The sequence below is a fragment of the Oerskovia sp. NPDC060287 genome, from assembly GCF_042726775.1.
Taxonomy (GTDB): domain Bacteria; phylum Actinomycetota; class Actinomycetes; order Actinomycetales; family Cellulomonadaceae; genus Oerskovia; species Oerskovia merdavium.
This window is the reverse complement of sequence record NZ_JBHXBO010000014.1, coordinates 11505-36782: the sequence shown is the minus strand read 5'-3', so window position 1 is coordinate 36782 and position 25278 is coordinate 11505. Positions and strand designations below refer to the sequence as shown.

Below are 25278 nucleotides of genomic sequence, written 5' to 3'. Positions count from 1 at the left end.
GGTGACTGCACCCGGCCCACGCCGTCCGTCGTCGGTCCGTCCTTCGATGCCGGACGCGCCGACCCCGCGGGCGTGCCGAACCCGCAGGCGGGCCGAGCCGGCCAGACCCGCACGACGGGCTCAGTACTCGACCGGGTCCACCCGGCGCAGCACAATCGCGAGCAGCTCGGCGAGGCGTTCGCGCTCGTCGTCGGTGAGCCGGTCGAGCGCGGCACGCTCGCGGTCGAGCTGGGCGGGGAAGAGCTCGTCGACGAGCCGGGTCCCCTCCTCGGTGAGCGAGAGCAGCACACCCCGCCGGTCGCGCTCGACGACGGTCCGCTCGACGAGCCCCTCGCGCTGGAGGTGGTCGAGCCGCTTGGTGATCGAGGCTCCGGGCGCACGGGTGATGGTCGTGACCTCGCGTGCGCGCAGGGGGCGCCCCGCGCGCCGCAGGGCCGTGAGCACCTCGAGCTCGGGGCGGGTCAGCGACCGCTGCGCGAGGGCAGCGTCGCTCGCCTCGGCCAGCAGCGCGGCGATCCGGGTGATCCGGCCGATCGAGTCGGCGGGCGACACGTCGACGTCGGGCATCTGCTCTGCCCACTGCTCGCGCAGGCGCTCCACGTAGTCCACGGCACCCAGCGTAGTGCCCGTCCCCAACTAGTTCACTAGTGAAACATCTGCGAACGAGGCGTACCCTGGACGGGATGCCACTCTCCTCCGCGACCGCCACAGCCCTGTCCCCCGAGCCACCAGCCGATCGACGCTCCCCCGTCCGCACCGCCGCACGCGAGGTCCTCGACCCCTCCCACCTGCGGGCCGCGCTCCGACTCACCTCGGTCGACGCGACCCTCGCGGCAGCCCTGCGGTGCGGTGCGAGCGTCGCTCTCGCGCTCGTCCTCGCCGCCACGAGCGGGCACCAGGACCTCGCGGGCTTCGCGGCCCTCGGTGCCCTGACCTCGCTCTACGGGCGGTTCGACCCGTACCGCCGTCGTGCCGCGCTGCTCGCCCTGGTGGGCGCGACCATGATCGGCTCGATCCTGCTCACGACCGCGATCACGGCCGCCGGCGCCCCGGCCGCCGTGACGCTCGGGGTCGTCGCACTGCTCGCGGGCGGCATGACGGCCCTGTGCCAGCTCGTGCGCACGGGTGCGCCCGGCGCCACGATCGTCGTGTTCGCGGCCGGTGCGGGCCTGGCCGGAGCGCCCACGTTCGCCGACCTCGCCCCGCGGGGCCTCGCCGCGCTCCTGGGCGTCGTGGTCGCGTGCGTCGTGTGCCTGGCAGGATTCCTGGTCCGGCCGAGCGGACCCGCGCGTCTCGCCGTGCGCCGCGCGACCCTCGCCGCCGAGGCCGCAGCCCTCGCGCCCGAGGACCGTGGCGCCGTCGGGCGCGCGCAGGAGGCCGTGACCCTGGCCCGGACCGTCCTCGCCGACGACGCCTCGCACGGCCGCACGCGCGCCGCCGCGCTACGGCTCGCCGACGAGCTCTCCGGGGCGGCCGGGACCCCCGCCGCCCTTCCCCCTCGTCTCTCGTTGCGCCAGACCGCCCGCAGGTCCCTCACCGACGGAGGCTGGGGTCTGCGTGCGGCCCGCGTGACGCTCGCGGCGGCCGCAGCGGCGGCGGTCGCGCAGGTCGCCGGGTTCGGCCACCCGGCCTGGGCCGCGATGGGCGCCACCGCGACGCTCCAGGGCACGACGACGCAGCACGCCGTGGTCCGCGCGCTCCAGCGGGCGCTCGGCACGGTCGCCGGCGCCCTGATCGCGTGGCCGCTGCTCGACGCGCACCTCGGGTTCTGGGCCACCGCAGCGCTCGTCGTCGTGCTCCAGGTCGTCACCGAGATCGTCGTGGGGCGTCACTACGGCCTCGCGATGCTGACCATCACGCCCATGGCCCTGCTCATGACGTCGCTCGGCGGGACCGGAGAGGGCATCGCGCTCGACCGGGCGCTCGACACGGCCGTGGGCGCGGTCGTCGGCGTGCTGACCGTGGTGCTGGTCCACGCGCGGCGACGCCCGGCAGCACCGAGCGCCGGAAGCACCGCGGCCTGACCGCGGGAGCGCGACGTGGCCCCCGCCCCGTCAGGAGCGTGGGCCACGACCCGCCGCCGATCGGGCGCGGTCAGACCTCGATGCTCTCCAGCATCTCCGTCACGAGCGCCGCGACGGGCGAGCGCTCGGAGCGCGTCAGGGTCACGTGCGCGAACAGCGGGGGACCCTTGAGCGCCTCGATCACCGCGGCGACGCCGTCGTGCCGCCCGACGCGCAGGTTGTCACGCTGGGCGACGTCGTGCGTGAGGACGACCCGCGAGGACTGGCCGATGCGCGAGAGCACGGTCAGCAGGACGTTGCGCTCGAGCGACTGGGCCTCGTCGACGATGACGAACGCGTCGTGGAGCGAGCGTCCGCGGATGTGGGTCAGCGGCAGGACCTCGAGGACGTCGCGGTCCACGACCTCCTCCATGACCTCCTTGGACACGAGCGCCCCCAGGGTGTCGAACACGGCCTGGGCCCACGGGTTCATCTTCTCGGCCTCGGAGCCGGGCAGGTAGCCGAGCTCCTGGCCGCCCACGGCGTACAGGGGACGGAAGACCATGATCTTTCGGTGCTGCCTCTTCTCGAGCACCGCCTCGAGGCCCGCGCACAGCGCGAGCGCGGACTTCCCCGTCCCGGCACGCCCGCCGAGCGACACGATCCCGATCTCCTGGTCGAGCAGCAGGTCGATCGCGATGCGCTGCTCGGCAGAGCGCCCGTGAACGCCGAACACGTCCTGGTCCCCCCGGACGAGCTGCACGTGCTTGTCTGCCGTGACGCGGCCCAGCGCCGAGCCGCGCGGCGAGTGGACCACGAGCCCCGAGTGCACCAGGAGCGGCTCGGCGGCCGCGACCGTGGCGGCGTCGAGGGCCGAGAGCTCGACCGACTCGTGCTCCCACAGGTCGGCCATCTGCTCGTCGCTCACGTCGATCTCGCCCATGCCGGTCCAGCCCGAGTCGATCGCGAGCTCGGCCCGGTACTCCTCGGCCCGCAGACCCACGGCCGAGGCCTTGACCCGCATGGGCAGGTCCTTGGACACCACGGTCACGTCGCAGCCCTCGCTCGCGAGGTTGGCCGCGACCGACAGGATGCGCGTGTCGTTGTCGCCCAGACGGAACCCGGCGGGAAGCACCGCCGGGTCCGTGTGGTTGAGCTCGACGCGCAGCGTCCCGCCCACGGCCCCCACGGGGAGCGGGGCGTCGAGGCGGCCGTGCTTGACCCGCAGGTCGTCGAGCATGCGCAGCGCGCTGCGGGCGAAGTACCCGAGCTCGGCGTGGTGGCGCTTGGCCTCGAGCTCGGTGATGACGACGACGGGGAGGACGACGTCGTGCTCGGCGAAGCGCAGCATGGCTCGCGGGTCGGACAGGAGCACGGACGTGTCGATGACGAAGGTGCGCAGACCTTCGGGGGACGTCGTGCCACGGGACGCGATGTCCGTGACGTCGGGTGCAGCTCCAGAAGCAGAGGCGGTTCGGACCACAGCAGGCTCCCTCCGGCGCTCAGCGCCGTTCTCGCTGGGTGGGGCAGGCGACCGGCCGACAGAAGGCCGGCGCCGGCCCTCCTGCGCGGAGCAGAAACTCCATCGGATGGCCTCCCGGAGGACGACGTGTGTCGTCCGTCACGTTCGAAACTACGCCCGTGAAGTTCAGCCGCGTCGACCTGACACGCCGCGCGTCCGAGATGTCACCTGCCGTTCACGTGACGGCCCCGCCCGCCCCCTGGGACGGGGCAGGCAGGGCCCGGCACGCCCGACGGCGGCACGCACGCTCCGCCGTCGGGCTCCGTCGCCGCGTGCTCAGTCCGCGTGCGCGACGTGCGTCCCCCGCATGGCGAGCGCCGCGACGAGCCCGATCACCAGGACCGCCGACGTCACGAGGAGCGTCTGCCCGACCGCGACCGAGAATCCCTGGTGCAGCGCGGTCGTGGCGGCCTCGCGGATCTGCGCTGCGGCCTCGGGCGGGATGCCCGCCGGGAGATCGAAGCTCTGGGCAGCGCCCGTGTACGACCCGCCGGCCGACGCGAAGCCGTCGAGGAACGGCTGGCGGAGCTCGGGAGGCAGGCCCGCCGCGGCGTCGCGCGCGGCCGCGGGCAGGGTCGCCGAGAGACGGCTCGTGAGGGTCGCGACGATCGCGGCCGAACCGATCACGCCGCCCACCTGACGGAACGTGTTGAACGCGCCCGCGCCGGCGCCCGCCGTGCGGTGGTCGAGCCCCGACGTGGCGAGGTTGGCGAGCGGCGAGAAGACGGCGCCGGTACCGATCCCGAACAGGGTCATGGGCGCGACGATGGACAGGGTGCTCGCGTCAGGTGTGATCGCGACACTGAGCCACGCGACCGACGCCGCGAGCAGCGCGAAGCCCGTCGCGACGACCCACTTGGCCGGGATCCGGTCCGAGAGCCTGCCCGCGAACGGTGCCACGACACCGGACACGAGCGACCCCGGCAGGTTGATGAGCGCCGCCTCGAGCGGCGAGAGACCCAGGATCGACTGCAGGAAGATCGTCAGCGGGAAGAAGATCCCGATCATCCCGAACGACACGGCCATGCCGGACACGTTCGCGAGCGAGAAGTTGCGCGAGTGGAAGAGCGTGAGCGGCAGCAGGGCGCGGTCGCCCAGGTGCCGCTGCCACAGCACGAACGCCGCGAGCACCAGGACCCCCAGGCCGATGATCGACCAGATGGTGAGCGGGCCCACGACCGTGCCCCAGTGATAGGTCTCGCCCTCCTGCAGACCGAACACGAACAGGAACAGGCCCACGATCGACAGCGCGACCCCGACCATGTCGAAGCTGCGCTTGTTGGTCGGCAGGGACGGCAGGCTCCGCAGCGCCAGGACGAGAGCCACGACACCCACGGGGATGTTGACGAAGAAGATCCACTCCCAGCCCCAGGACTCGACGAACACACCGCCGAGCAGCGGTCCCGCGATCGTCGCGACACCCGCGACCGCGCCCCACAGCCCCATCGCCGCGCCGCGCTGACGCGGCGGGAAGACGCGCGTGATCATCGACATGGTCTGCGGGGTCATGAGGGCGGCACCGACGCCCTGGACCGCGCGGGCCACGATGAGCATCTCGACCGACCCGGAGAGCCCGCACCACAGCGAGGAGAGCGTGAAGACCACGAGCCCCAGGACGAACACGGGCTTGGGTCCGAACCGGTCGCCCAGGCGACCCGCGAGCAGGAGCAGCACCGCGTAGGTGAGCAGGTAGGCGCTGTTGACCCAGCCCACCGCGGTGAGGGTCGTGTCGAACGTGTCGACGAGCGTGGGGACCGCGATGTTCACGATCGTGGTGTCGACCATGATCATGAAGAAGCCCAGGCACAGCGCGGGCAGGATGCTCCACGGGCTGCGCCCGCCGAGGTCGACGAGCGGCGGTCCTGCGGTCGCGCCGGGCGCCCCGGGTGCGCCTGCGGGCGGGCCTTCCGGTGGTGCAGCGAGCGTCGGCGTGGCGGGGGCCGTCCGGGTGCCGGTCGTCGGCAGGCTCTCGGAAGAGGGTGGCGTGGTGGTCATGGGTGTCCTCGGGCTCGGAGAAGTGCGGGGAGTTCAGGAAGGGCTGCGCGAGCAGCGGAACCGGCGTGACGCCGGCGGCCCGTCAGGGCACGTCACCTGCGGCCGCGGCCCGCGAGCGGGCGGCGGAGAAGTCACGGAAGGACTGCGGGACGGACTCGTCCCAGTCCAGGGCGCCGGAGTCGAGGTCGGCGAGCAGGCGGTCGATCCAGGCCAGCTCGGACTCGATCCGGTGGATGTCGTACTCGACGTCGAGCAGGAGGCGACGTGGCAGCCCGTGGCTGCGGACGACGTCGTACCTGGCGGTGTAGGACGCGAGCTCCTCGGCCGACGCGGCCCGCCGGTCCCGCAGCGCGTCGACCGCGCTCGCCCGGTCGATCGCGTGCGCCTGCGAGAGCGCGAGCGGGAACGAGGGGTGCTCGCGTCGGGGTCGACCGAGCAGCAGCGCGGTGCGGTCGGCGAACGCGTCACGCCCCGCGCCGGTCAGGCGATAGGTGGTCCGCTGCGGACGGTTGCCCTCGCGGTCGGTGCCGACCACCTCGACGTACCCCTCGGACTCCAGGCGGTCCATCGCGTGGTAGACCGAGCCCGGCGTGATGCTCGCGAGCCGGTCGTCCCCGCGCTGCTTGAGCGTCTGGTGGACCTGGTAGGGGTGCATGGGCTGCTCGTGGAGGAGCCCGAGCAGGAGGAGCGCAGCAGCGGACAGCTCCTTGCGTGCCATGTCTCGCCTCCTGACGGTGGGGTGGTTCGTTGGTTCGTTGGTGTGGTTCGTGCGAGCGGCCCGACGGGTGGCCGGAGAGCCGGGGCGGGAGGTGTGCGCGAGCACTCCAGCACGGTCGTTCCCCCAGGAATATTCCCGTCGGAATATACGCCCCCGCAGCGGCAGGGTCGAGGGCGATGCCGCCACGGTGGGGCATGTCACGTGTCTCTGCCGTCGTCCGGCGAGGTAGGGGGTTCGCGTCGAGGCAGAGGGCCCGCCACCTCTACCTTGACGGCAGGCCACTACCCCACCGCGCACGACCGACGGACCGGGCCGACGTGCCCGCATGCTGCCGAGGTGTTGACTACTCCGGTCGCCACTCACGGCACTAGGCTCGGACGGGCGGTGCGCGCGGGCAGGACGGACGACATCGCTGCAGGTCAAGCACCACCCCGACCGCGGCCACCGAACGGCACCGGTGCGGACGCCGGCACGGCCCGCCACCGGAGCGGTGTCCGGGCGGCATCAGAGCGGTATCGAGAACGAGCTCGACACGAGGAGACGCATGGACACGGCAGCGGGCACGTCATCGGCACCCGAGCAGACGAAGGGGCCCGACGGCGGGACGACCGGCAGCGCCGGTCAGGCCGGCACGACCGTCCCCGCGACGGCCCCCGTGACGGCCCGCCCGACCTCGACCCTCTCGCCCCTGGTCCCGCTGCCCGGCGGCACGTACCGGCGGGGATCGACCGAGTTCTACCCCGACGAGGCTCCTGTCCACGAGGTCACGGTCGGCCCGTTCGAGATCGAGCAGCACCCGGTGACCAACGCGCAGTTCGCGGCGTTCGTCGACGCGACGGGCTACGTCACGGTCGCCGAGCGTCCGCTCGACCCGGCCGACTACCCGGGCGTCGCGGTCGAGGACCTCCAGCCGGGGGCGCTCGTCTTCACCCCGACCGCCGGTCCTGTGAACCTCTCCGACTGGCGCCAGTGGTGGCGCTGGCAGCCCGGGGCCCGGTGGAGCGCACCGCACGGCCCGGGCAGCTCGATCGAGGGCCGCGAGGACCACCCGGTCGTGCAGGTCTCGTACGAGGACGCCCAGGCCTACGCGGCGTGGGCCGGCAGGTCGCTCCCCACCGAGGCCGAGTGGGAGTACGCAGGACGCGGCGGGCTCGACGGCGCACGCTTCGCCTGGGGCGACGAGTACCAGCCCGACGGCGAGCTCCTCGCGAACCACTGGCAGGGTTCGTTCCCGTACCGCAACACGGGCGCCCGGGGGTGGGTCGGCACGAGCCCCGTAGGGACGTTCCCCGCGAACGGGTTCGGGCTCGCCGACATGACCGGCAACGTCTGGGAGTGGACCTCGTCCTTCTACACGCCCAACCACGCGGTCGACGCCCGCACGGCCGAGGAGGTCGCCGCGGCACGTGACGCGCTCACGATCGAGATGCCCGCGTGCTGCGCGCCGAGCACCGGCGCGGCCATGGCAGCGGCCCACCCCGCCCCGCACGACCCGCTGGGAGCGGCCGGCCTCGACGAGGAGACCGCGACGGACGTTCGGGCCGCGGCGAGCGCCGAGCCCGGCTCGGCGATCCCCCGCAAGGTCCTCAAGGGCGGGTCGCACCTGTGCGCACCGGAGTACTGCCTGCGCTACCGGCCCGCGGCTCGTTCGCCCCAGGCGGTCGACACCGCGACGAGCCACATCGGCTTCCGCTGCGTGGTCCGCCCGCCCGTGGCGGTCGCCCCGTCGACGCCCGGCATGCCGGCGTCCGCGCGCAACCTCCTGGGCTGAGGCGTGTCCGGGTCGAGCGTCCCGTCGGCCTACGCGGTGCTGCTGCGCGGGGTGAACGTGGGCGGGGGCCGCAAGGTCCTGTCGGCGGACCTGCGCGCTGTCGCGCAGGACGCAGGGTTCGCGGGCGCGCGCACGCTCCTCAACAGCGGGAACCTCGTCGTCTCGCCGGGGACGTCGGGAGCCTCCGGGCCCGACGACGTCGCGCGCCTCGTGCGCGCAGGGCTCGCCCGGCGCCTGGGGCTGGACGTCGACGTGCTCGCGCTGACGGGCGCGGACCTCGAGCGAGCGGTCGCCGCGAACCCCTTCCCCGAGGCCGCGGGCCAGGACCCGTCGCACCTGCTGCTGACGTTCTACCCGGCGGCACCGGACCCGGAGCGGGTCGCAGCGCTCGACCCGCTCGCCTACGGGGTCGAGCACATGGCGTGGTCCGGGCCGGTCAGCTACACCTGGTACCAGGGCGGGGTCGGGACCTCGAGGCTCACGCCGGCGGTGCTGCTGCGGACGGTCGGGCTGTGGGGCACGGCCAGGAACTGGAACACGGTCACCAAGCTCGCCGGGCTGGTCGACGCGGCGGGCTGATCTTCCCTCAGGCCCGGCGCTCGACGCCGATCGCGCCCGTGGGCGCGGCGGGCGCGACCGGACGCCAGAGCTGCACGGTCCCCTCGTCCCGCACCACGACCCCGATCGCCGCGAGGTCGGCTCGCAGCTCGCGCACGTGGTCGTCCTTTCCCGCGTCGATCAGTCCGGCTCGTGCGCGCAGGAGGGCGTCGGCCCCCGCGGGAAGCCCCAGGTCGCCTGCCGCCCACGGGCGGTATGCCGCACGGAACGGGTCGCCGGTCTCACGCCAGGGCCACCCGTGCGTGTCGAAGGCCGCCCGGACCTCCGCGGAGGGCAGGTCGGCGGACCACCGGGCGACCTCCCGCTCGCCGCGCAGGAGGACGATCTCCTTGCCGTCCGCGAACACGTCGGTGACCTCGGAGCGCCCAAGGGTCTCGAGGGTGTCCTTGGTCTTGAACCCGGCCCCCGTGGACGTCACCGCGACGCGCCCCATGGTCTCGACCAGGTGCTGGGCGAAGACCGCTCCGACGATCGCGCCCACGATCGCGAGCCCGACGACGGTGCACGCACCCCACCTGTCGGCGAGCGTGTCGACAGACCGGGCGATGCCCTGCCACGGCGCCCACGACAGGCCGGACATCCACGCCGCGAGCCAGCGCAGGCCGACGCCGGCCGCGGCACCGAGGACCGGGAGGACGGCACGGAGGAACAGCGTGTCGGCGGACGAGCACCCCACGACCGTCTCCTCCGGGGTGCGAGGGGTGGTCGATGCGGAGGGCGGCGTGGGGGTGGGCGCGTCAGGGGTCTTCTCGTACACCCGTACATGCTCCTGCGGGGCGGGTGTCCGAGACATCCCCCTTTCGGCGGACTTCGGTCGCTTCCGTGTCCACCTTCCGGCATCCCCCGGCGAGCGTGCCGTCCTCCTCCGGTCCGGTCCAGGACACGACGGGCGGGCCCGCCCGAGCCGGGCCACCGGTAAGATGGGACGCTGGTGTGCCGGGAAGTCTGGTCGGCGTGACGTCGACGACCCCTCAACCACAGGAGCCCTGTGAGCACGCACGAGCAGCACACCCCCACCCCGGACGACTCCCCCCGCACGAGCGCGACGCCCGGCCCGGCGACCGCGGACGGCGCGGTGAACCTCCCTGCTGGCGCGACGCCGTCGGGCAGCGAGAACCCCGCCCCCTCGCCCGCCGCCCAGCCCGCGCCGCGCCCCGGCGCCGCGCAGCGATGGAAGCGCTGGGTCACACGCGAGACCACGGGCGGCGCGCTCCTCATCGGCGCCGCGATCATCGCGCTCGTGTGGGCCAACTCGCCCTGGCGCGCGGCGTACTTCGACCTGTCCGCGCTCACGTTCGGACCCGAGTCCCTCCACCTCGACCTGTCGCTGTCCACCTGGGCCGCCGACGGGCTGCTCGCCATCTTCTTCTTCGTGGTGGGCGTCGAGCTCAAGCAGGAGTTCGTCGCCGGCTCGCTGCGCAACCCGCGCCAGGCCGGCGTCCCCATGCTCGCGGCCGTGGGCGGCATGATCGTGCCCGCGATCCTCTACGTCACGGTCGCGCTCTGGGGAGGCGGCGCCGACGCCGTGCACGGCTGGGCCATCCCGACCGCGACCGACATCGCGTTCGCGCTCGCGGTCCTCGCGGTGTTCGGCCGCGGGCTCCCGACGGCGATCCGCACGTTCCTGCTCACGCTCGCCGTGGTCGACGACCTGCTCGCGATCGTCGTCATCGCGGTCTTCTACACCGAGACCCTGCACTGGGCCCCGCTGGGCCTGGCGCTCGTGGGCGTCGCGCTGTTCGCGTTCCTGGTGCGCCGCCGCCGCACGCACTGGTGGCTGCTGCTCCCGCTCGCGTTCGTCGTCTGGGCGCTGGTCCACGCGTCCGGGATCCACGCGACCGTCGCGGGCGTGCTCCTGGGCTTCACGGTCCCGGCCGTCGTCCTGTTCGGCGAGAAGACCTCGCGCACGCACCGGTTCGAGCACGTCGTCCGACCGATCTCCTCGGGCATCGCCCTGCCGATCTTCGCGTTCTTCGCGGCCGGCGTCTCGCTCGTCGACGGCGGCGGGATCGGCGAGATGATCGGCCAGCCGGTCGCGATCGGCATCATCGTGGGGCTCGTGGTCGGCAAGGGCATCGGCGTGCTCGGCGTCACCGCGCTCGTGACGAGGCTGACGCCGCTGCGGCTCGCGCCCGGCATCGGGGTGCGCGACCTGCTGCCCGTGGGCCTGCTCGCCGGGATCGGGTTCACGGTCTCCCTCCTCATCGCCGAGCTGTCCTTCCCCGACTCCGAGCACACGGACTCGGCCAAGGCCGCGGTGCTGCTGGCCTCGGTGATCTCGGCGCTGCTCGCCGCGACGGCGCTGCGCTGGGACGCCCGGCGCAAGCGCTCCGACGACATGAACGAGGACGGGCTGCCCGACGACGTCTCGACGTACATCGGGGACGCCGCCGACGACGAGCGCTGAGCCAGGTCCCGGCCGGGCGAGGTGGCGGGAGCCGCGAGCGCTCCGGACTCCCTCACCCGGCGGGGACCGCCCCACCGGCTTCACCCGGCGCCCGGTGGCGCGAAACCCCCAGCCCCGTACGATCGCACCCGTGCAGCCAGACGTCACGCAGAAGCCCGAGAACGCTCCGGACGCCGGGACGCCCGAGGTCCCCGAGGCGGCCGGCACCGTCGGCCCCGCCGGCCCCGCCGGGCCGACGGGCAGCTCCGGCGCACGGACCCCAGCCCGCCCGGCCACGCCCGACGACGAGGCGAGCACGCGGCCACCGCTGCGCCGTCGGGCGTGGGCCTGGCTCCAGCACTACGTGCGACGCTTCTCCACGACCGGGCTCGTCCTCGCCCTCCTGTTCTTCTGCTTCTCCCTCACGCCCTCGCTCATCCCCCGCGCCTGGTACTACCAGGCGCTCATCACGGGCATGAGCATGGTCGGCGGGTACGGGATCGGGGCGTTCGTCGAGTGGTTCGCCCTCAAGGTGGGGCTCCGGATCCGCTGGAGCCCACGCGTGAGCCGCATCGCCTGGTGGGTCCTGGGCGCCGCGACGATCGTCCTCGTGCCGGTCTTCCTGGTCCTGGGCGCCCGGTGGCAGCACGAGCTGCGCGCCCTGTTCGGCATGCCCGAGCAGGCGCCCGCCAACGACGTCGCGGTCGTGTTCGTCGCGGTCCTCATCGCGATCGGCGTCCTGCAGCTCGGCCGCGCGCTGCGCCGCGTCGCGCAGTGGGTGAGCCTGCTGGTGGACAACATCATGCCCAAGCCGGTCGCCCGCTTCCTGAGCGGGGTGATCGTCGCCGTCGTGGTCGTGCTGCTCTTCAACGGCGTGATCTGGGCCGGCGCGCTGCACATGCTCAACAACGTCTACGCGAGCGCCAACGAGAAGATCGACCCGGACCTCGCCCCGCCCACCTCGCCCGACCGGTCGGGCTCGCCCGAGTCCGGTTCGTCCTGGGAGTCGCTCGGTGCCGAAGGGCGCCGGTTCGTGGCGCTCGGCCCCACGCAGGCCGAGCTGACCGAGTTCGCCGCGGGCGGCGACGTGGTCGACCCGGCCGACGTCCAGGAGCCCATCCGCGTCTATGCGGGTCTCGACCCGGAGGGCGACCTCGACGCGACCGCCCAGCGCGTGGTCGACGAGCTCGACCGCACGAACGCCTGGGACCGCTCGGTCCTGGTCGTGGCCACCACGACCGGCACGGGCTGGGTGGACCCCGGCATGAGCAACTCGCTCGAGCTCATGCACGGAGGCGACACCGCGATCGCCTCGATGCAGTACTCGTACCTGCCGAGCTGGATCAGCTTCGTCGGTGACCGCAGCACCCCGCCGAACGCTGGCAAGGCCCTCTACGAGGCCGTGTACGAGGCGTGGTCGAAGCAGCCCGAGGACTCGCGTCCGCAGCTCATGGCGTTCGGCATCTCGCTCGGCTCGTTCGGTGCGCAGGGCGCGTTCAGCGGCCTGCAGGACATGACGACCCGCACCGACGGGGCCATGTTCGTGGGCACGCCCAACTTCACGCCCAACTGGACCGACTTCACGAACCACCGCGACGCCGGCTCGCTCGAGTACTCGCCCGTGTACGAGGAGGGCGCACAGGTCCGGTGGGGCACCGAGGTCTCGAGCGCGGCCAACATCTGGTCGGTGCCCGGAACGTGGGAGACACCGCGTGTCGTGTACGTCCAGCACGCGTCCGACGGCGTCACGTGGTGGTCCCCCACGACCCTGTGGTCCGAGCCCGACTGGATGCGCGAGCCCCGCGGGCCCGATGTCCTCGACGCCGTGCAGTGGCGCCCCGTCGTCACGTTCTGGCAGCTCACGGGCGACCTCTTCGTGGCCGCGGCCTCGGACATCCCCGCAGGTCACGGGCACGTCTACTACCTCGAGTACGCCGACGGCTGGTCGGCGCTCAACGCCCCCGACGGCTGGGACGAGGACGACACGCTGCGCCTCAAGGAGCAGATGCTGACCAAGCAGCCGGCCGCGTCGAGCTCGACGGGCTGAGGCACCCGCTCTCCGCGCCCGAGGGCTGAGCGCCCCCGTCGACGAACACCTCGACGGCCGCCTCTCCTCCGGCCGCGACGAGCCGCTCCGGCAGGTCGGCCAGGCCGTCGACCTGCTCGACATGACGCACGCCCGGCGCGACGTGCCCCGCGAGGACCGAGAGCGCCACCTCGGCCGCGACGAGCCCCGTGACCCGCCCCTGGCCCGACGCGACGAGCGAGACCTGGACCTCGCGGTCGCCGTGGCGCGCCGTGGCGGCGAGCGCGAACCGGTCACCGCCGACGTGCACGGCGGCGAAGACCGATGCGAGCGCCCGCCGCCCGCGCCCGCCGCGGAAGGCGCGCAGGCCCCCCGCGCGCCGCGCCCCGAACACCGATGCGGTCAGCAGGCGGGAGTCGAGCGCGAACCGCGTCGTCACGTGCGGCACGTCGAGCGTGCGACGCAGGGTGTGCTGGTCGGAGAAGTCGAAGGGATGGACGGTGCGCCGCCCGAGGCCGGGCAGCAGCACCTGGCGTGCGCCGCCGTCGGGCTGCGGACCGACCAGCCCGTCGACCGTCCAGCGGATCGCGTCCGCGCCGTGCGCCTCGCCCCCGCCGAGGACCACCGCGACGTCGATCTCCTGGGCACCTCCGACCAGGTCGTGCGCACGCCGGGCGAGCAGGTTCGTGAGCCCGGGCGCGACGCCCACGCTCAGCACGGCCGCGGCGCCCGCGTCACGGGCGACCTCGTCGAGGGCCTCGGTCGCCTCGAGCTGTTCGCGGGACGCCGAGACGTCCACGAGCGACACGCCCCGTGCGAGGCACGCCCGGGCCACCCGGTCGTCACCGGGCTCGACCGCCAGGACGACCAGGCCCACGCCGTCGAGCGCTGCAACGAGGGTCGCGGGGTCGGCGAGGTCGACGCGCACCGCGCGCGGGGAGCCGATCGGTCGCGCGAGCGCCTCCGCGGCATCAAGGTTGCGCCCTGCGGGGACCACGCGCCCGGGGATCGCCTCGGCGAGCCGTTCGCACACGACGGACCCGACCGCCCCGTAGCCACCGATCACGAGCACGTCCCGCACATTCACTAGAGTCATGCTCTAGTGAATATCATTGTAGTCTCACTACAGTCAATTGTCGGCGACCGTCCCCCGGAGACCCATGCCCCCCACCCGCGCCGAGAAGGCCCGCGCGACACGCACCCGCATCCTCGACGCGGCGCACGAGCTCTTCGTCACGAACGGCTGGACCCGCACCTCGGTCGAGGACGTCGCACGCGCGGCGGGCGTGGCCACACAGACGATCTACTACACGTTCGGCACCAAGCACGCGCTCTTCAAGGAGCTGCTCGACGTCCGCGTCGCGGGAGACCACGACGACGTCGCCACGCTCGACCGCCCCTGGGCCCGCGAGGTGCTCGCCGAGCCCGATCCCGCACGTCACCTCGCCCTGCACGGCGCGGGCGCCCGCGCCGTCCTCGAACGCGTCGCCCCCCTCCTGCGCGTGCTGCGCGACGCCGCGCCCGGCCTGCCGGCCCTCGCCGACCTGTGGGCCGCCAACCAGGAGCAACGACGGACCGTCGCCGCGACCCTGACGAGCGCGCTCGCCACGAAGTCCGCGCTCCGCACCAGCACGCAGGTCGCGACCGACGTCACCCACGCACTGCTCGGCCCGGACACGTACGGCACGCTCGTGCTCGACCTGGGCTGGTCCCCTCAGGCCTGGCAGGACTGGGCGACCGACGCGCTCGTGCGTCAGCTCCTGCCGTAGCGCGCCGGGCGCGACACCTGGACGGCCGACCGGCCGACGGGCCCGACCGCGCCAGGCCCACCTGATCCCACCCGATGCCCACCGGCTTCAGGACCGCGCCGCGACGCTGCTAGGGTCGGACGCATGAGCTGCTCGTCGACCGTCATGATGCGCCCCACCCGGGGCCCTTCGTGATGCGCTGAGCACGCTCGTCACCACCCAAGGCCTCGCCGCAGCGAGGCCTTTCGTGTGTCCGGGCCCGGTGCGGTCGAGGCGCCCGTCGAGGCACCTCCCGAGGTGCCGCAGTCCTCGAGAGGACCACCGCCATGACCGCCGCACCCGCCCAGCCCCGCAGCACGACACCACCCAGCAGCCCCACCTTCTACGTCACGACCGCGATCCCCTACGTCAACGGCGACCCGCACCTGGGCCATGCGCTCGAGCTCGTCCAGACGGACGTCCTGGCCCGCCACGCGCGACTGCGCGGGCGACCGACCCGCTTCCTGACGGGCACCGACGACCACGCCCTCAAGAACGTGAGCGCGGCCCGAGCGGCAGACCGCGAGGTCGGGGAGTTCGTCGCCGAGCGTGTCGAGGACTTCCGCGCCCTGCGCCCCGCGCTGTCGCTGTCCACGGACGACTTCCTGTCGACGTCGTCCGACGCCCGCCACCGGCCGGGCGTCGAGGCCCTGTGGCGGCGGTGCGCCGAGGCCGGCGACTTCTACCTGCGCTCCTACGAGGGTCTGTACTGTGCGGGCTGCGAGCAGTTCTACTCCCCCGACGAGCTCGACGCGTCGGGCCGCTGTCCAGAGCACCTGCCCCTGCCCGAGCGCGTGGTCGAGGAGAACTGGTTCTTCCGGCTGTCCCGCTACGCCGCCCGCGTCCGCGAGGAGATCACGTCGGGGAGCGTGCGCATCAACCCGCCCGCCAAGCGCAACGAGGTCCTCGCGTTCGTCGACGCGGGGCTCGAGGACTTCAGCGTCTCGCGGCCCGCGACCCGCTCGGACGGGTGGGGCGTCCCCGTCCCGGGCGACCCGTCGCAGGTCATCTACGTGTGGTGGGACGCGCTGACCAACTACGTCACCGCGCTGGGCTACGGCTCGGACCAGGCCGACCCGGGCGCCGCGGACGACTACCGCACCTGGTGGTCCGGCGGCGACGAGCGCGTGCACGTGATCGGCAAGGGCATCACCCGCTTCCACGCGGTGTACTGGCTCGCGCTCCTACTGTCGGCGGGCGAGCCGCTGCCCACCACGATCCACGTGCACGACTACGTCACCGCCGGCGGCGCCAAGCTCGCCAAGTCCGCGGGTACCGCGGTACACCCCGTCGGGCTCGTGGACGCCTACGGCACCGACGCGCTGCGCTGGTGGTTCGCGCGCGAGGTCCCGCTCCTGGGCGACGCCGAGTTCACGGCCGAGCGCCTCGTGGCCCGGCACGACGACGAGCTGGCACACGGCGTGGGCAACCTGGTCAACCGCACGCTCACGCTCGTGCACCGGTTCCGGGGAGGCATCGTGCCTGCGCTCCCCCGCACCCGGGCGAGCGCACCCGACGAGCTGGGCTCCGCCGTCGGGCAGGTCGCCCCTGCCGTGGACGCGGCCCTCGCGGACGCCGACCTGCGGGCCGCGACCGGAGCCGTGCGGCGCGTCGTCGACGCGGCCAACCGGTACGTGAACACCGAGAAGCCGTGGGAGCTCGCGGCGCGCGAGCGGGCCGGGGACGCGGACGCTGCGGAGGCTGCTGCGCACCTGGACGAGGTGCTCGCGCGGCTCGTCGAGGCGTGCCGGGTCGTGGCGGTCGAGCTCTCGCCGTTCGTGCCCGACGGCGCCGCGCGGCTCCGCGAGCAGCTCGGCGGGCCCGCGGGCGGCGGGCAGGAATCCGGCACCGACCGCGTGGGCACGCCGGTGCCGGTCTTCCCCCGCCTGGGCTGACCTGTCGCCTCGCTGGGCTACCGCAGCGCCGGCGCGTGCGCCTCGAGGAACCGGTAGACCTCGGTCTGGTCCACGCCCGGGAAGGCCCCCACGGGCATCGCGGCCAGCATGCTCGCGTGCGGGCGCGCGCTGGGCCACGACTGCTCGCCCCAGCGCTCGGTCAGCGCGGCGGGCGGGCGCCGGCAGCACGACTCGTCGGGGCAGCGCGAGACCGTGCGCTCGCTCGTCTCGCGCCCCCGGAACCACTTGACGTGCGCGAACGGCACGCCCACGCTCACCGAGAACTGGCCGTCGTCGGAGTCCTGGACGCGCGAGGTGCACCAGTAGGTGCCGGTCGGGGTGTCGGTGTACTGGCTGAACGGGCTCAGGCGGTCCTCGACCGCGAACACCGTGCGCGCGGTCCAGTGGCGGCACACGTACTGGCCCTCGACCGCGCCGAGGGGGTCCGCGGGGAAGCGCACGCCGTCGTTCTCGTAGGCCTTGTGGATGATCCCGGACTCGTGGATCTTCATGAAGTGCACCCCGATGCCCAGGTGCGTCGTGGCGAGGTTCGTGAACCGGTGGGCCGCAGTCTCGTAGGACACCGAGAACGCGTCGCGCAGGTCCTCGACCGAGATCTCGCGGGCGTCCTTGGCCTCCTTGAGGAGCTTGACCGCGTCCCGCTCGGGCAGCAGCAGCGCGGCCGAGAGGTAGTTGGCCTCGACGCGCTGGCGCAGGAACTCGGCGTAGTCGCGCGGTTCGTGGTGGCCCAGGACGTGCGACGCGAGCGCCTGGAGCAGGGCCGAGCGCGGGTCGCTCGACGCGCGCGTGCCCGTGCTGGGCAGGTACACGCGGTGGTGGCGCAGGTCGATGACCGAGCGGGTCGAGTGCGGCAGGTCGTGCACGTAGTGCAGCGAGAAGCCCAGGTGGGTCGCGAGGTCGGCGGCCACGCGCTGCGACATGGGTCCGCGGGCGTGCCCGACGCCGTCGAGCAGCTCGCGCGCGGTGGCCTCGAGCTCGGGGAAGTGGTTGTCCTGGGCGCGCATGGTCGCGCGGAGCTCGGTGTTCGCGCGGCGCGCCTCCTCGGGGGTCGCGGCCCGCTCGGTGTGCAGGCGCTCGAGCTCGCGCTGGAGGCCCACGATGGCCTCGAGCGCGTCGCTCGGGAGGGACTTGCCGACCCGCACCGCGCCCAGCCCGAGCGAGGCGAACAGCGGACCGCGCTGCGCCCGCTCGAGCTCGATCTCGAGGGCCGCGCGCCGGGTGGGCGGCTCGGCCGAGAGCAGGTCCTCGACGCTCGCGCCGAGCGCACGGGCGATGGCCTGGAGCTGGGAGAACTTGGGCTCGCGGCGCCCGTTCTCGATCACGGACACCTGCGAGGGCGCACGCCCGATCGCGGCACCCAGGTCGTCGAGCGTCATGCCCCTCTCGGTGCGCAGGTGCCGGATGCGGCGGCCGATCGTCAGGGCGTCGGCCTCGTCCTCGACGGCCAGCGTGCCGCCGAGGGGGCCGAGGATCTCGCGGGGCGGCGCAGCGATCTTCTGCGCCGGGCCGGGGTCAGTTGCCATGACTGAGGGTGACACACGTCACTCCTTGCGCACAACAGAAGAACTCGACTTCTTCTACGAAAGAAGCCCTTGTGGACCCCTTGCGCGGCGAAGGAAGGTCGTTCCACGGCCACCGCTCACCACGAGCGGACCGGAACGAGTACCACCGCACGCAACGAAGCTCTGGAGGCACCCCGTGACCACCCCGCCCATCATCAGCCGTCGCTCCGAGAACGAGTACGCCACGCCCCGCCCGGCGTCCGCGGCCTCCCGGACCGAGGCCGTCACGGCCCCCGTCGCACCCTCTGGCCACACCCCCGGGCACGCACCTTCACGCCCCGGCGACCAGCGTCAGTCCGCGGCCGACCTCGCGCTCTCCTGGTCGACCGATCCCCGCTGGGCCGACGTCCAGCGCGACTACACGGCCGAGGACGTCGTGGCCCTGCGCGGCTCGGTGCGCGAGGAGCGCACCCTGGCCCGTCGCGGTGCCGAGAAGCTGTGGGACCTCATCCACACCGAGGAGTGGGTCGCCGCGCTCGGCGCCATGACCGGCAACCAGGCCGTGCAGCAGGTGCGCGCCGGTCTCAAGGCCATCTACCTCTCGGGCTGGCAGGTCGCGGCCGACGCCAACCTGTCGGGCCAGACCTACCCCGACCAGTCGCTCTACCCCGCCAACTCGGTCCCGGCCGTCGTGCGCCGCATCAACAACGCCCTCCTGCGCGCCGACCAGATCGAGACCGCGGAGTCTCCCCTCGGGACGCCCGAGCGCGACTGGATCGCCCCCATCGTCGCCGACGCCGAGGCGGGGTTCGGCGGCCCCCTCAACGCCTACGAGCTCATGCACTCGATGATCGAGGCCGGCGCGGCGGGCGTGCACTGGGAGGACCAGCTCGCGTCCGAGAAGAAGTGCGGCCACCTGGGCGGCAAGGTCCTCGTCCCGACCTCGCAGCACATCCGCACCCTCAACGCGGCCCGCCTCGCGGCCGACGTCGCGGGCGTCCCGACCGTCATCATCGCCCGCACCGACGCCCTCGCCGCGGACCTCATCACGTCCGACGTCGACCCCCGCGACCAGGAGTTCCTCACGGGCGAGCGCACGGCCGAGGGCTTCTACCGCACGCGTCCGGGCATCGACACCGTCATCTCGCGCGGCCTGGCCTACGCCCCCTACGCCGACCTCATCTGGGTCGAGACGGGCGAGCCGGACCTCGAGCTGGCGCGCCGGTTCGCCGAGACCATCCACGCGCAGCACCCCGACAAGAAGCTCGCGTACAACTGCTCGCCGTCGTTCAACTGGAAGAAGCACCTCGACGACGCCCAGATCGCGAGCTTCCAGAAGGAGCTCGCCGCGATGGGCTACGCGTTCCAGTTCATCACCCTGGCCGGCTTCCACGCCGTGTCCCACTCCATGTTCGAGCTCGCCCGCGGGTACAACGACCGCGCGATGAGCGCCTACGTCGAGCTGCAGGAGGCCGAGTTCGCCTCCGAGGCCGACGGCTACACGGCCACCCGCCACCAGCGGGAGGTCGGCACCGGCTACTTCGACCGGGTCGCCACGGCTCTCAACCCCGACAGCGCCACCCTCGCGCTCGCCGGATCCACCGAGACCGCCCAGTTCCACTAAGCCTTGCCCGCCTCGCCGAGGTAGAGGTCTCGCGTCGAGGTAGAGGGCTCCAGCCCTCAACCTCGACCACTCCCCTCTACCTCGCGGCACAGACCATCGGAGCCCGCCATGACCAGCACCCTCACGACCCACTCCTCCGGCCCGACGACGTCACGCACCTCGTCCGACCGGCCCACCTCGGCCGGTCAGCACCCCGGCCACCACCACGGGCGCGACGACGACGCGCGGCGCGCGACGCCGTCGGGCACCCTGGACGTCACCGGACACCTGGGCTCGCGCTACCGCGAGATCCTGACCCCCGAAGCCCTCGACTTCCTCACCGCGCTGCACGACCGCTTCCTGGCCGCCCGTCACGGGCTGCTCATGGACCGCCAGCAGCGCCGCCAGGACGTCGCCGACGGGATCGACCCCGACTTCCGCGCCGCGACCCGGCCTGTGCGCGACGACCCGTCGTGGCGCGTCGCCGGCTCGCACGGAGCTCCCGGCCTCGAGGACCGCCGCGTCGAGATCACCGGCCCGACCGACCCCAAGATGGCGATCAACGCCCTCAACTCGAGCGCCAAGGTGTGGCTCGCCGACCAGGAGGACGCGTCCTCGCCCACGTGGCGCAACGTCATCGAGGGCCAGCTCGCGCTGCACGACGCGATCCGCGGCACGCTCGCGTTCACGTCCCCTGAGGGCAAGCAGTACGCGCTGCGCTCGACCGAGCTGACCGATCTGCCGACCATCGTGTTCCGGCCCCGCGGCTGGCACCTGATCGAGAAGCACCTGCGCTACGTCGACCGCGCGGGCGTGGCGGTCTCGGCCTCGGCGTCGCTCGTGGACTTCGGGCTGTACTTCTTCCACAACGCGCGCGAGCTCGTCGAGCGCGGCCGCGGACCATACTTCTACCTGCCCAAGCTCGAGGGCTACCGCGAGGCACGCGTCTGGAACGACGTGTTCGTGTTCGCGCAGGAGTACCTGGGGATCGAGCAGGGCACGATCCGCGCGACCGTGCTCGTCGAGACCCTGCCCGCCGCGTTCGAGATGGAGGAGATCCTCCACGAGCTGCGCGACCACTGCGCGGGGCTCAACGCGGGCCGCTGGGACTACCTGTTCTCGGTCATCAAGTCGTTCCGCACGCGCGGCGACCAGTACGTCCTGCCCGACCGCTCGCAGGTGCCGATGACCGCCCCGTTCATGCGGGCCTACACCGAGCTCCTCGTCGCGACGTGCCACAAGCGCGGGGCGCACGCGATCGGCGGCATGAGCGCGTTCATCCCCGACCGCCGCCGACCCGACGTGACCGAGAAGGCGTTCGAGCAGGTCAGCGCCGACAAGCGGCGCGAGGCTGGCGACGGGTTCGACGGCACCTGGGTCGCGCACCCCGACCTCATCCCCGCGGCGCGGGCCGAGTTCGACGCCGTGCTGGGCGACCGGCCGAACCAGGTCTCGCGCCTGCGCGACGACGTGAGCGTGGGCCAGCACGAGCTGCTCGACATCGGGTCGGTGCGCCGTGCGGGCGCCACGGTCACCGCAGCCGGCTTGCGGTCCAACGTCTCGGTGGGCGTGCGGTACATCGAGTCCTGGCTGCGCGGCGTGGGCGCCGCGGCGATCGACCACCTCATGGAGGACGCCGCGACGGCCGAGATCTCCCGCTCGCAGGTCTGGCAGTGGATCGCGTCCGGGACCCGCACCGAGAACGGGGTGCCCATCACCCGGGCCCGCGTCGAGGCGCTGCTCGCCGAGGTCGTCGACGACCTGCCCCGCGGGGAGGGCGACCGGGTCGACGAGGCCGCGCACGTGTTCCGCGCCGTCGCGCTCGCCGAGGACTTCCCGACGTTCCTGACCATCGGGGCGTACTCGCAGTTCCTGGTCGGGTCGGACGTGGACGGGCCGCGCGAGGGCTGACCACCTGAGCGGGGACCGGCGCTCGGGGTGCCGGTGCTGGTTCCGGTGCTGGTGCTGGTGCTGGTGCTGGTGCTGGTGCTGGTGCTGGTGCCGAGAACGAGGTTGTGGTCGTTATCGAGGGGATAGCGACCACAACCTCGTTCTCGTGTGCACGGAACCCCGTGCTCGGCCGCGGCAGCAGCGGCCGCAGCGCATGGCCCGGTCCGACCCGACCCGACCCGTTCCGGCCCGGTCCGGCCCGGTCCGACGCCCTGGCCTGCACGGATACCCCTGGCGCGCAGCCGCTCCCAGGTGGGATGATCCGGGCGCGCGGCGCGCGAGCTGCCGAGCGACACCCTTCCCGGACCAGCCGGTCCCGTCGCACCGTGGAGCACCCGTGAGTGATCTGTTCGCCCCGCCCTCGTCACCGACCCCCGGGTCGACGCCGGGCATGCCCGTCGGCGCTGTGCCGCCGGCACCGCACGAGCCGCGCCCGCCGCAGGCTCCGGCCCCCGCCCCGGGCACCGGCACCGGCACCGGTCCTGACACCGGCCCGCAGCGCAGCACCGCCCAGCCTCCGGCGAACTTCCTGCCCATCACGCCGGGCGTCACCCCGGGCATCCCTCCGGCCGGCAGCGTCCCCCACCCCGGTCAGGTATCGCCACCCCCCGCACCGGGCACGCCCAACCCGTACGGTCCCCCGCGCCCCCACGCCCTGGGTCAGGGCTCGGCGGGTGCTCCAGCGCCCGGAGCCAGGCCTCGCGGCCCCTCGCGCGTCCTGGTCGGGGTCCTCGCGGGCGTCGCGGGCCTGGTCATCGGTGGTGTCGGCGCGACCGCGGCGACCCTGGCAGTGGTCGCAGGCAACGAGCTCTTCGCCGACGCCGCGGCCGAGCCGTGGTCCGCGGGGCCCGCTCCTGACGAGGAGTCGTGGGACGAGTACCACGAGGAGGACCCGCTCGCGGGCGAGGACGGCGGGACCTTCGACGACCCGTGGGCGCTCGAGGGCGAGGTGTACACCGACGAGTGGTCGGTCCTGCTCGAGATCCCGCACGAGGCGACCGCCGAGATCCTCGCGCACAACGACGTCAACGTGGCACCGGCCGAGGGCATGGAGTACTGGATCGTCCCGGTCGACGCGATGTACGTCGGGCCGTCGAGCACCGTGACCGCCCACGGGTCGATCGACCTCTGGTTCGTGGACCGGGACGGCACCGAGTACGAGGAGGGCTGCGGCGACGTCCCCGACTCCCTCGTCGGCACGGGCCTGATCGGCACGGACGACTCGGCCCGGGGCAACGTCTGCCTCGAGGTCCCTGCGGGGGCGGACGGCCTGTGGGTCCTCGCGGTCGACGACTACATGCCGGTCCACCTGTCCACCGACGTGGCGATCACCGAGTCCTGAGACACGCTCCTCGACGACGCCTCACCACGCGAGCGCGTCGCGCAGCTTGTCCTCGAGCCGTGCCGACAACGCCAGGTCGTCGCGCACCGCGGTGCGCTCGGCGACGGCACGGCGGGGGCTGCTCGTGATGATGCCGTCGACGCCGCCGCGGAACTGGGACCGCATCGCGGCCGGGTCGTTGACGGTCCACACGTAGACGTCGATCCCGGCCGCGCGCGCCTCGGCCCGCACGCGCGAGGAGTCGGACGACTGCTCGATCGCGACGAAGTCGACGGGCAGGACCCCGAGCTGCCCGCGCAGGAACGGGACGACGTAGCCGACCGCGATCTCCGGGCCGAGCGCGTGCACCTCGTCGGCCTGCTCCGGGTAGATCGACTGGACCAGGTACTGGTCCGCGACGCCGTGCGCCCGCAGGAGCGCGACGACGTCCGCGACGAACGTCGGCGTCTCGTGGCCGTGCGCCTTGAGCTCGACCAGGAGCGGCACGTCGAGCTCCTGGGCGCGCTCGACGAACTCCTCGAGCGACGGGATGGTCGCCTCGAACCCGCCCTGGCGGATGGTGGTCGAGGTGAGCTCGTCGAGCGTCATGGTGTGCACGGCCCGGTCGGATCCCGCGAGGCGTCGCAGGGTCAGGTCGTGGAAGACGACGAGCCCGCCGTCCGCGGCCTGGAGCACGTCGAGCTCGACGTAGTCCGCACCGAGCGCCGCGGCGGACTCGAGCGACGCGATCGAGTTCTCGACCCCCCCGCCCGGGTCGCCGCGGTGTGCGATCACCGCACCGGGCTCCTCACGCGCGAGGGTCGTCATGGCGTGCGTGTTGGCCGCGGTGACCGCGACGAGCACCAGCACGGCAGCCAGCCCGACGGCGGCACGCACGCCGCGCGGTCGGCTCGCCCAGCCGCTGCCGAGGACGGGCGGCACGCGACCCGACGAGCCCGACGAGCCCGCCGTGCGCGACGAGCCCACCGCCGCAGTCACGACCCCGATCGCCGGACCGACCGCGGCCTCCTCGATCGGGCCTTCCTCGCCGTCCCGCAGATCCGCGTCCCCGGACACCGGCAGCTCCGCGGAGCCTGCCACCTGCCCGGGCGACGAGGCGCTCCCGTCGGGAGCCGCGCCGTCGGGCAGCAACTCCCGCCGCTCCCCCGCGACCGCGACCACGACCTGCGCGAGCAACGCCGCGACGAAGCCCACGAGCACGAACCCGACCACCTGCACGAGCGTGAGCGTCACACCCGCGACGACCGGCGCGGCGCCCGGCGCCGCCAGGTCGGCGACGCGCGTCGGGACCAGCGCGAGCGTCACGATGCCCGCCCCGACCACGACCACACCGAGCGCGACCACCGCGAACGTGCCCAGGAGACGCGGCCAGAGCCCGCGCGTCGCACGCCAGCTCGCGGCCATCGAGCCCGACACCGAGGCGTCGGACGTCAGCAGGAACGCGAGCGTCAGGACCAGCCGCAGGTTGAGGTAGAGGACCCCCGCGAGGAACGCGACGTAGACGTAGACGCCGCCGTCGAACTTCAGGAGCTCCCCGACGACGAACTCCGGGATCGCGATGCCGCGCACCAGGAACGCCGCGGTGCCGAAGTTGCCCACGGGCACGAGCACGAAGAAGTACCCCACGAACAGCAGGAGCTGCGGGCCGAGGAGCTTGCGGCTCGTGCGTGCGAGGTCCGCGCCGACGGCCCGCACCGAGACCGGCTCCCCCGCGCGCAGCCGCGCGCCGATCGCGAGGAACGCGCCCTGCTGGAACAGGACCACGACCGACGCGACGAGCGCCACGACCAGCAGGAGGATCACCGCGACCGGGCTCGACAGGACGCGCAGCACGTTGAGGTGCGTGAGAGCGCCGGCGCCCGCGGCCGCGAGCGCCAGGTCGAACAGCCACACCATGAGCGGGACCGCGACGAGCACCGCGGTGCCCTGCAGGAGCAGCACCGCCCGCAGGTAGGTCGGCAGGTGCGCGCGGACCGTGCGGGCGGCGGGACCGAGCAGCGCGGGGCGCTGCGGTCGGTCGCGGGGTGGGCGCCGCGTTCCGTCGGCGTCGGGCCGGTCGTCGGCGCCCGGGCGCGGCGCGCCGGCGCGGGCCGGGGTGGGACGGGTGGCAGTCGGGCGGGCAGCTGGTGGCACGAGCGA

Annotated in this window: 18 protein-coding genes; 10 read left to right on the top strand and 8 right to left on the bottom strand. The window is 73.6% G+C overall.

All coding sequences use genetic code 11. The features are described from left to right. Window positions 1–120 precede the first annotated feature (120 nt). On the bottom strand, window positions 121–609 hold the full coding sequence (locus ACFWFR_RS02635; RefSeq protein ID WP_068627015.1) for a MarR family winged helix-turn-helix transcriptional regulator: 489 nt from the start codon (window positions 607–609) through the stop codon (window positions 121–123). 74 nt (window positions 610–683) lie between these two features. Between ACFWFR_RS02635 and ACFWFR_RS02630 the strand changes: the two genes are divergently transcribed. Beyond that, the gene (locus tag ACFWFR_RS02630) at window positions 684–2024 is read left to right on the top strand and encodes an FUSC family protein (protein ID WP_377620991.1); all 1341 of its coding nucleotides are present in this window, start codon (window positions 684–686) and stop codon (window positions 2022–2024) included. Between the two features lie 70 nt (window positions 2025–2094). Here ACFWFR_RS02630 and ACFWFR_RS02625 read toward each other — a convergent pair whose 3' ends face one another. The 3 genes from ACFWFR_RS02625 to ACFWFR_RS02615 form a co-directional block, all read right to left on the bottom strand. After that, window positions 2095–3354 (bottom strand): PhoH family protein, encoded by a 1260-nt coding sequence (locus ACFWFR_RS02625; RefSeq protein WP_377620996.1) that lies wholly within the window; start codon window positions 3352–3354, stop codon window positions 2095–2097. Between the two features lie 447 nt (window positions 3355–3801). Next, window positions 3802–5520, bottom strand: coding sequence for a DHA2 family efflux MFS transporter permease subunit (locus ACFWFR_RS02620; protein ID WP_377620989.1), 1719 nt, complete (start codon window positions 5518–5520; stop codon window positions 3802–3804). An 82-nt stretch (window positions 5521–5602) separates the two neighbouring features. Further along, window positions 5603–6238, bottom strand: a complete 636-nt coding sequence (locus tag ACFWFR_RS02615) for a PadR family transcriptional regulator (RefSeq protein WP_377620987.1) — start codon at window positions 6236–6238, stop codon at window positions 5603–5605. Between the two features lie 688 nt (window positions 6239–6926). Here ACFWFR_RS02615 and ACFWFR_RS02610 point away from each other — a divergent pair. Both ACFWFR_RS02610 and ACFWFR_RS02605 read left to right on the top strand, forming a co-directional pair. After that, complete coding sequence (locus ACFWFR_RS02610; protein WP_377620994.1) at window positions 6927–8009, top strand: formylglycine-generating enzyme family protein; 1083 nt, start codon at window positions 6927–6929, stop codon at window positions 8007–8009. 3 nt (window positions 8010–8012) lie between these two features. Then, on the top strand, window positions 8013–8588 hold the full coding sequence (locus ACFWFR_RS02605; RefSeq protein ID WP_377617458.1) for a DUF1697 domain-containing protein: 576 nt from the start codon (window positions 8013–8015) through the stop codon (window positions 8586–8588). A gap of 7 nt (window positions 8589–8595) precedes the next feature. Here ACFWFR_RS02605 and ACFWFR_RS02600 read toward each other — a convergent pair whose 3' ends face one another. Further along, a complete protein-coding gene (locus tag ACFWFR_RS02600) occupies window positions 8596–9384 on the bottom strand; it encodes a hypothetical protein (RefSeq protein WP_377620985.1) in 789 nt (262 codons plus the stop codon). A 231-nt stretch (window positions 9385–9615) separates the two neighbouring features. Here ACFWFR_RS02600 and nhaA point away from each other — a divergent pair, with 231 nt between their 5' ends. Continuing rightward, a complete protein-coding gene (gene nhaA / locus ACFWFR_RS02595; RefSeq protein ID WP_377620984.1) occupies window positions 9616–11034 on the top strand; it encodes a Na+/H+ antiporter NhaA in 1419 nt (472 codons plus the stop codon). Window positions 11035–11164: 130 nt separating this feature from the next. After that, complete coding sequence (locus tag ACFWFR_RS02590) at window positions 11165–13060, top strand: alpha/beta hydrolase (RefSeq protein ID WP_377620982.1); 1896 nt, start codon at window positions 11165–11167, stop codon at window positions 13058–13060. Here ACFWFR_RS02590 and ACFWFR_RS02585 read toward each other — a convergent pair. Next, window positions 13008–14135 (bottom strand): saccharopine dehydrogenase family protein, encoded by a 1128-nt coding sequence (locus ACFWFR_RS02585; RefSeq protein ID WP_377620981.1) that lies wholly within the window; start codon window positions 14133–14135, stop codon window positions 13008–13010. The two genes, ACFWFR_RS02590 and ACFWFR_RS02585, sit on opposite strands and share 53 nt — an antisense overlap. A 64-nt stretch (window positions 14136–14199) precedes the next feature. Here ACFWFR_RS02585 and ACFWFR_RS02580 point away from each other — a divergent pair, with 64 nt between their 5' ends. Continuing rightward, complete coding sequence (locus ACFWFR_RS02580; RefSeq protein WP_377620979.1) at window positions 14200–14808, top strand: TetR/AcrR family transcriptional regulator; 609 nt, start codon at window positions 14200–14202, stop codon at window positions 14806–14808. 305 nt (window positions 14809–15113) lie between these two features. Then, the gene (locus ACFWFR_RS02575; protein WP_377620977.1) at window positions 15114–16721 is read left to right on the top strand and encodes a methionine--tRNA ligase; all 1608 of its coding nucleotides are present in this window, start codon (window positions 15114–15116) and stop codon (window positions 16719–16721) included. Between the two features lie 17 nt (window positions 16722–16738). Here ACFWFR_RS02575 and ACFWFR_RS02570 read toward each other — a convergent pair whose 3' ends face one another. After that, complete coding sequence (locus ACFWFR_RS02570) at window positions 16739–18265, bottom strand: helix-turn-helix domain-containing protein (protein WP_377617447.1); 1527 nt, start codon at window positions 18263–18265, stop codon at window positions 16739–16741. Window positions 18266–18440: 175 nt separating this feature from the next. On the opposite strand from ACFWFR_RS02570, the gene aceA reads away from it, so the two are divergent. The 3 genes from aceA (at window position 18441) to ACFWFR_RS02555 (ending at window position 23139) form a co-directional block, all read left to right on the top strand. Then, entirely contained in the window at window positions 18441–19868 is a 1428-nt protein-coding gene (gene aceA, locus ACFWFR_RS02565; RefSeq protein WP_377617445.1) for an isocitrate lyase, read from the top strand. A 108-nt stretch (window positions 19869–19976) separates the two neighbouring features. Further along, on the top strand, window positions 19977–21758 hold the full coding sequence (gene aceB / locus ACFWFR_RS02560) for a malate synthase A (protein ID WP_191803414.1): 1782 nt from the start codon (window positions 19977–19979) through the stop codon (window positions 21756–21758). A gap of 376 nt (window positions 21759–22134) precedes the next feature. Then, the gene (locus ACFWFR_RS02555; RefSeq protein WP_377620975.1) at window positions 22135–23139 is read left to right on the top strand and encodes a hypothetical protein; all 1005 of its coding nucleotides are present in this window, start codon (window positions 22135–22137) and stop codon (window positions 23137–23139) included. A gap of 21 nt (window positions 23140–23160) precedes the next feature. Here ACFWFR_RS02555 and ACFWFR_RS02550 read toward each other — a convergent pair whose 3' ends face one another. Then, the gene (locus tag ACFWFR_RS02550; protein ID WP_377620973.1) at window positions 23161–25272 is read right to left on the bottom strand and encodes a glycerophosphoryl diester phosphodiesterase membrane domain-containing protein; all 2112 of its coding nucleotides are present in this window, start codon (window positions 25270–25272) and stop codon (window positions 23161–23163) included. Window positions 25273–25278 lie beyond the last annotated feature (6 nt).

Excerpts from the sequence above, each read along its gene's own strand:
- ACFWFR_RS02615 (WP_377620987.1), bottom strand. The coding sequence starts at position 6,238 with ATGGCACGCAAGGAGCTGTCCGCTGCTGCGCTCCTCCTGCTCGGGCTC.
- ACFWFR_RS02580 (WP_377620979.1), top strand. The coding sequence starts at position 14,200 with ATGCCCCCCACCCGCGCCGAGAAGGCCCGCGCGACACGCACCCGCATC.
- ACFWFR_RS02630 (WP_377620991.1), top strand. The coding sequence starts at position 684 with ATGCCACTCTCCTCCGCGACCGCCACAGCCCTGTCCCCCGAGCCACCA.
- ACFWFR_RS02575 (WP_377620977.1), top strand. The coding sequence starts at position 15,114 with ATGACCGCCGCACCCGCCCAGCCCCGCAGCACGACACCACCCAGCAGC.
- ACFWFR_RS02625 (WP_377620996.1), bottom strand. The coding sequence starts at position 3,354 with ATGCTGCGCTTCGCCGAGCACGACGTCGTCCTCCCCGTCGTCGTCATC.
- ACFWFR_RS02620 (WP_377620989.1), bottom strand. The coding sequence starts at position 5,520 with ATGACCACCACGCCACCCTCTTCCGAGAGCCTGCCGACGACCGGCACC.
- aceB (WP_191803414.1), top strand. The coding sequence starts at position 19,977 with ATGACCAGCACCCTCACGACCCACTCCTCCGGCCCGACGACGTCACGC.
- ACFWFR_RS02570 (WP_377617447.1), bottom strand. The coding sequence starts at position 18,265 with ATGGCAACTGACCCCGGCCCGGCGCAGAAGATCGCTGCGCCGCCCCGC.
- ACFWFR_RS02585 (WP_377620981.1), bottom strand. The coding sequence starts at position 14,135 with ATGACTCTAGTGAATGTGCGGGACGTGCTCGTGATCGGTGGCTACGGG.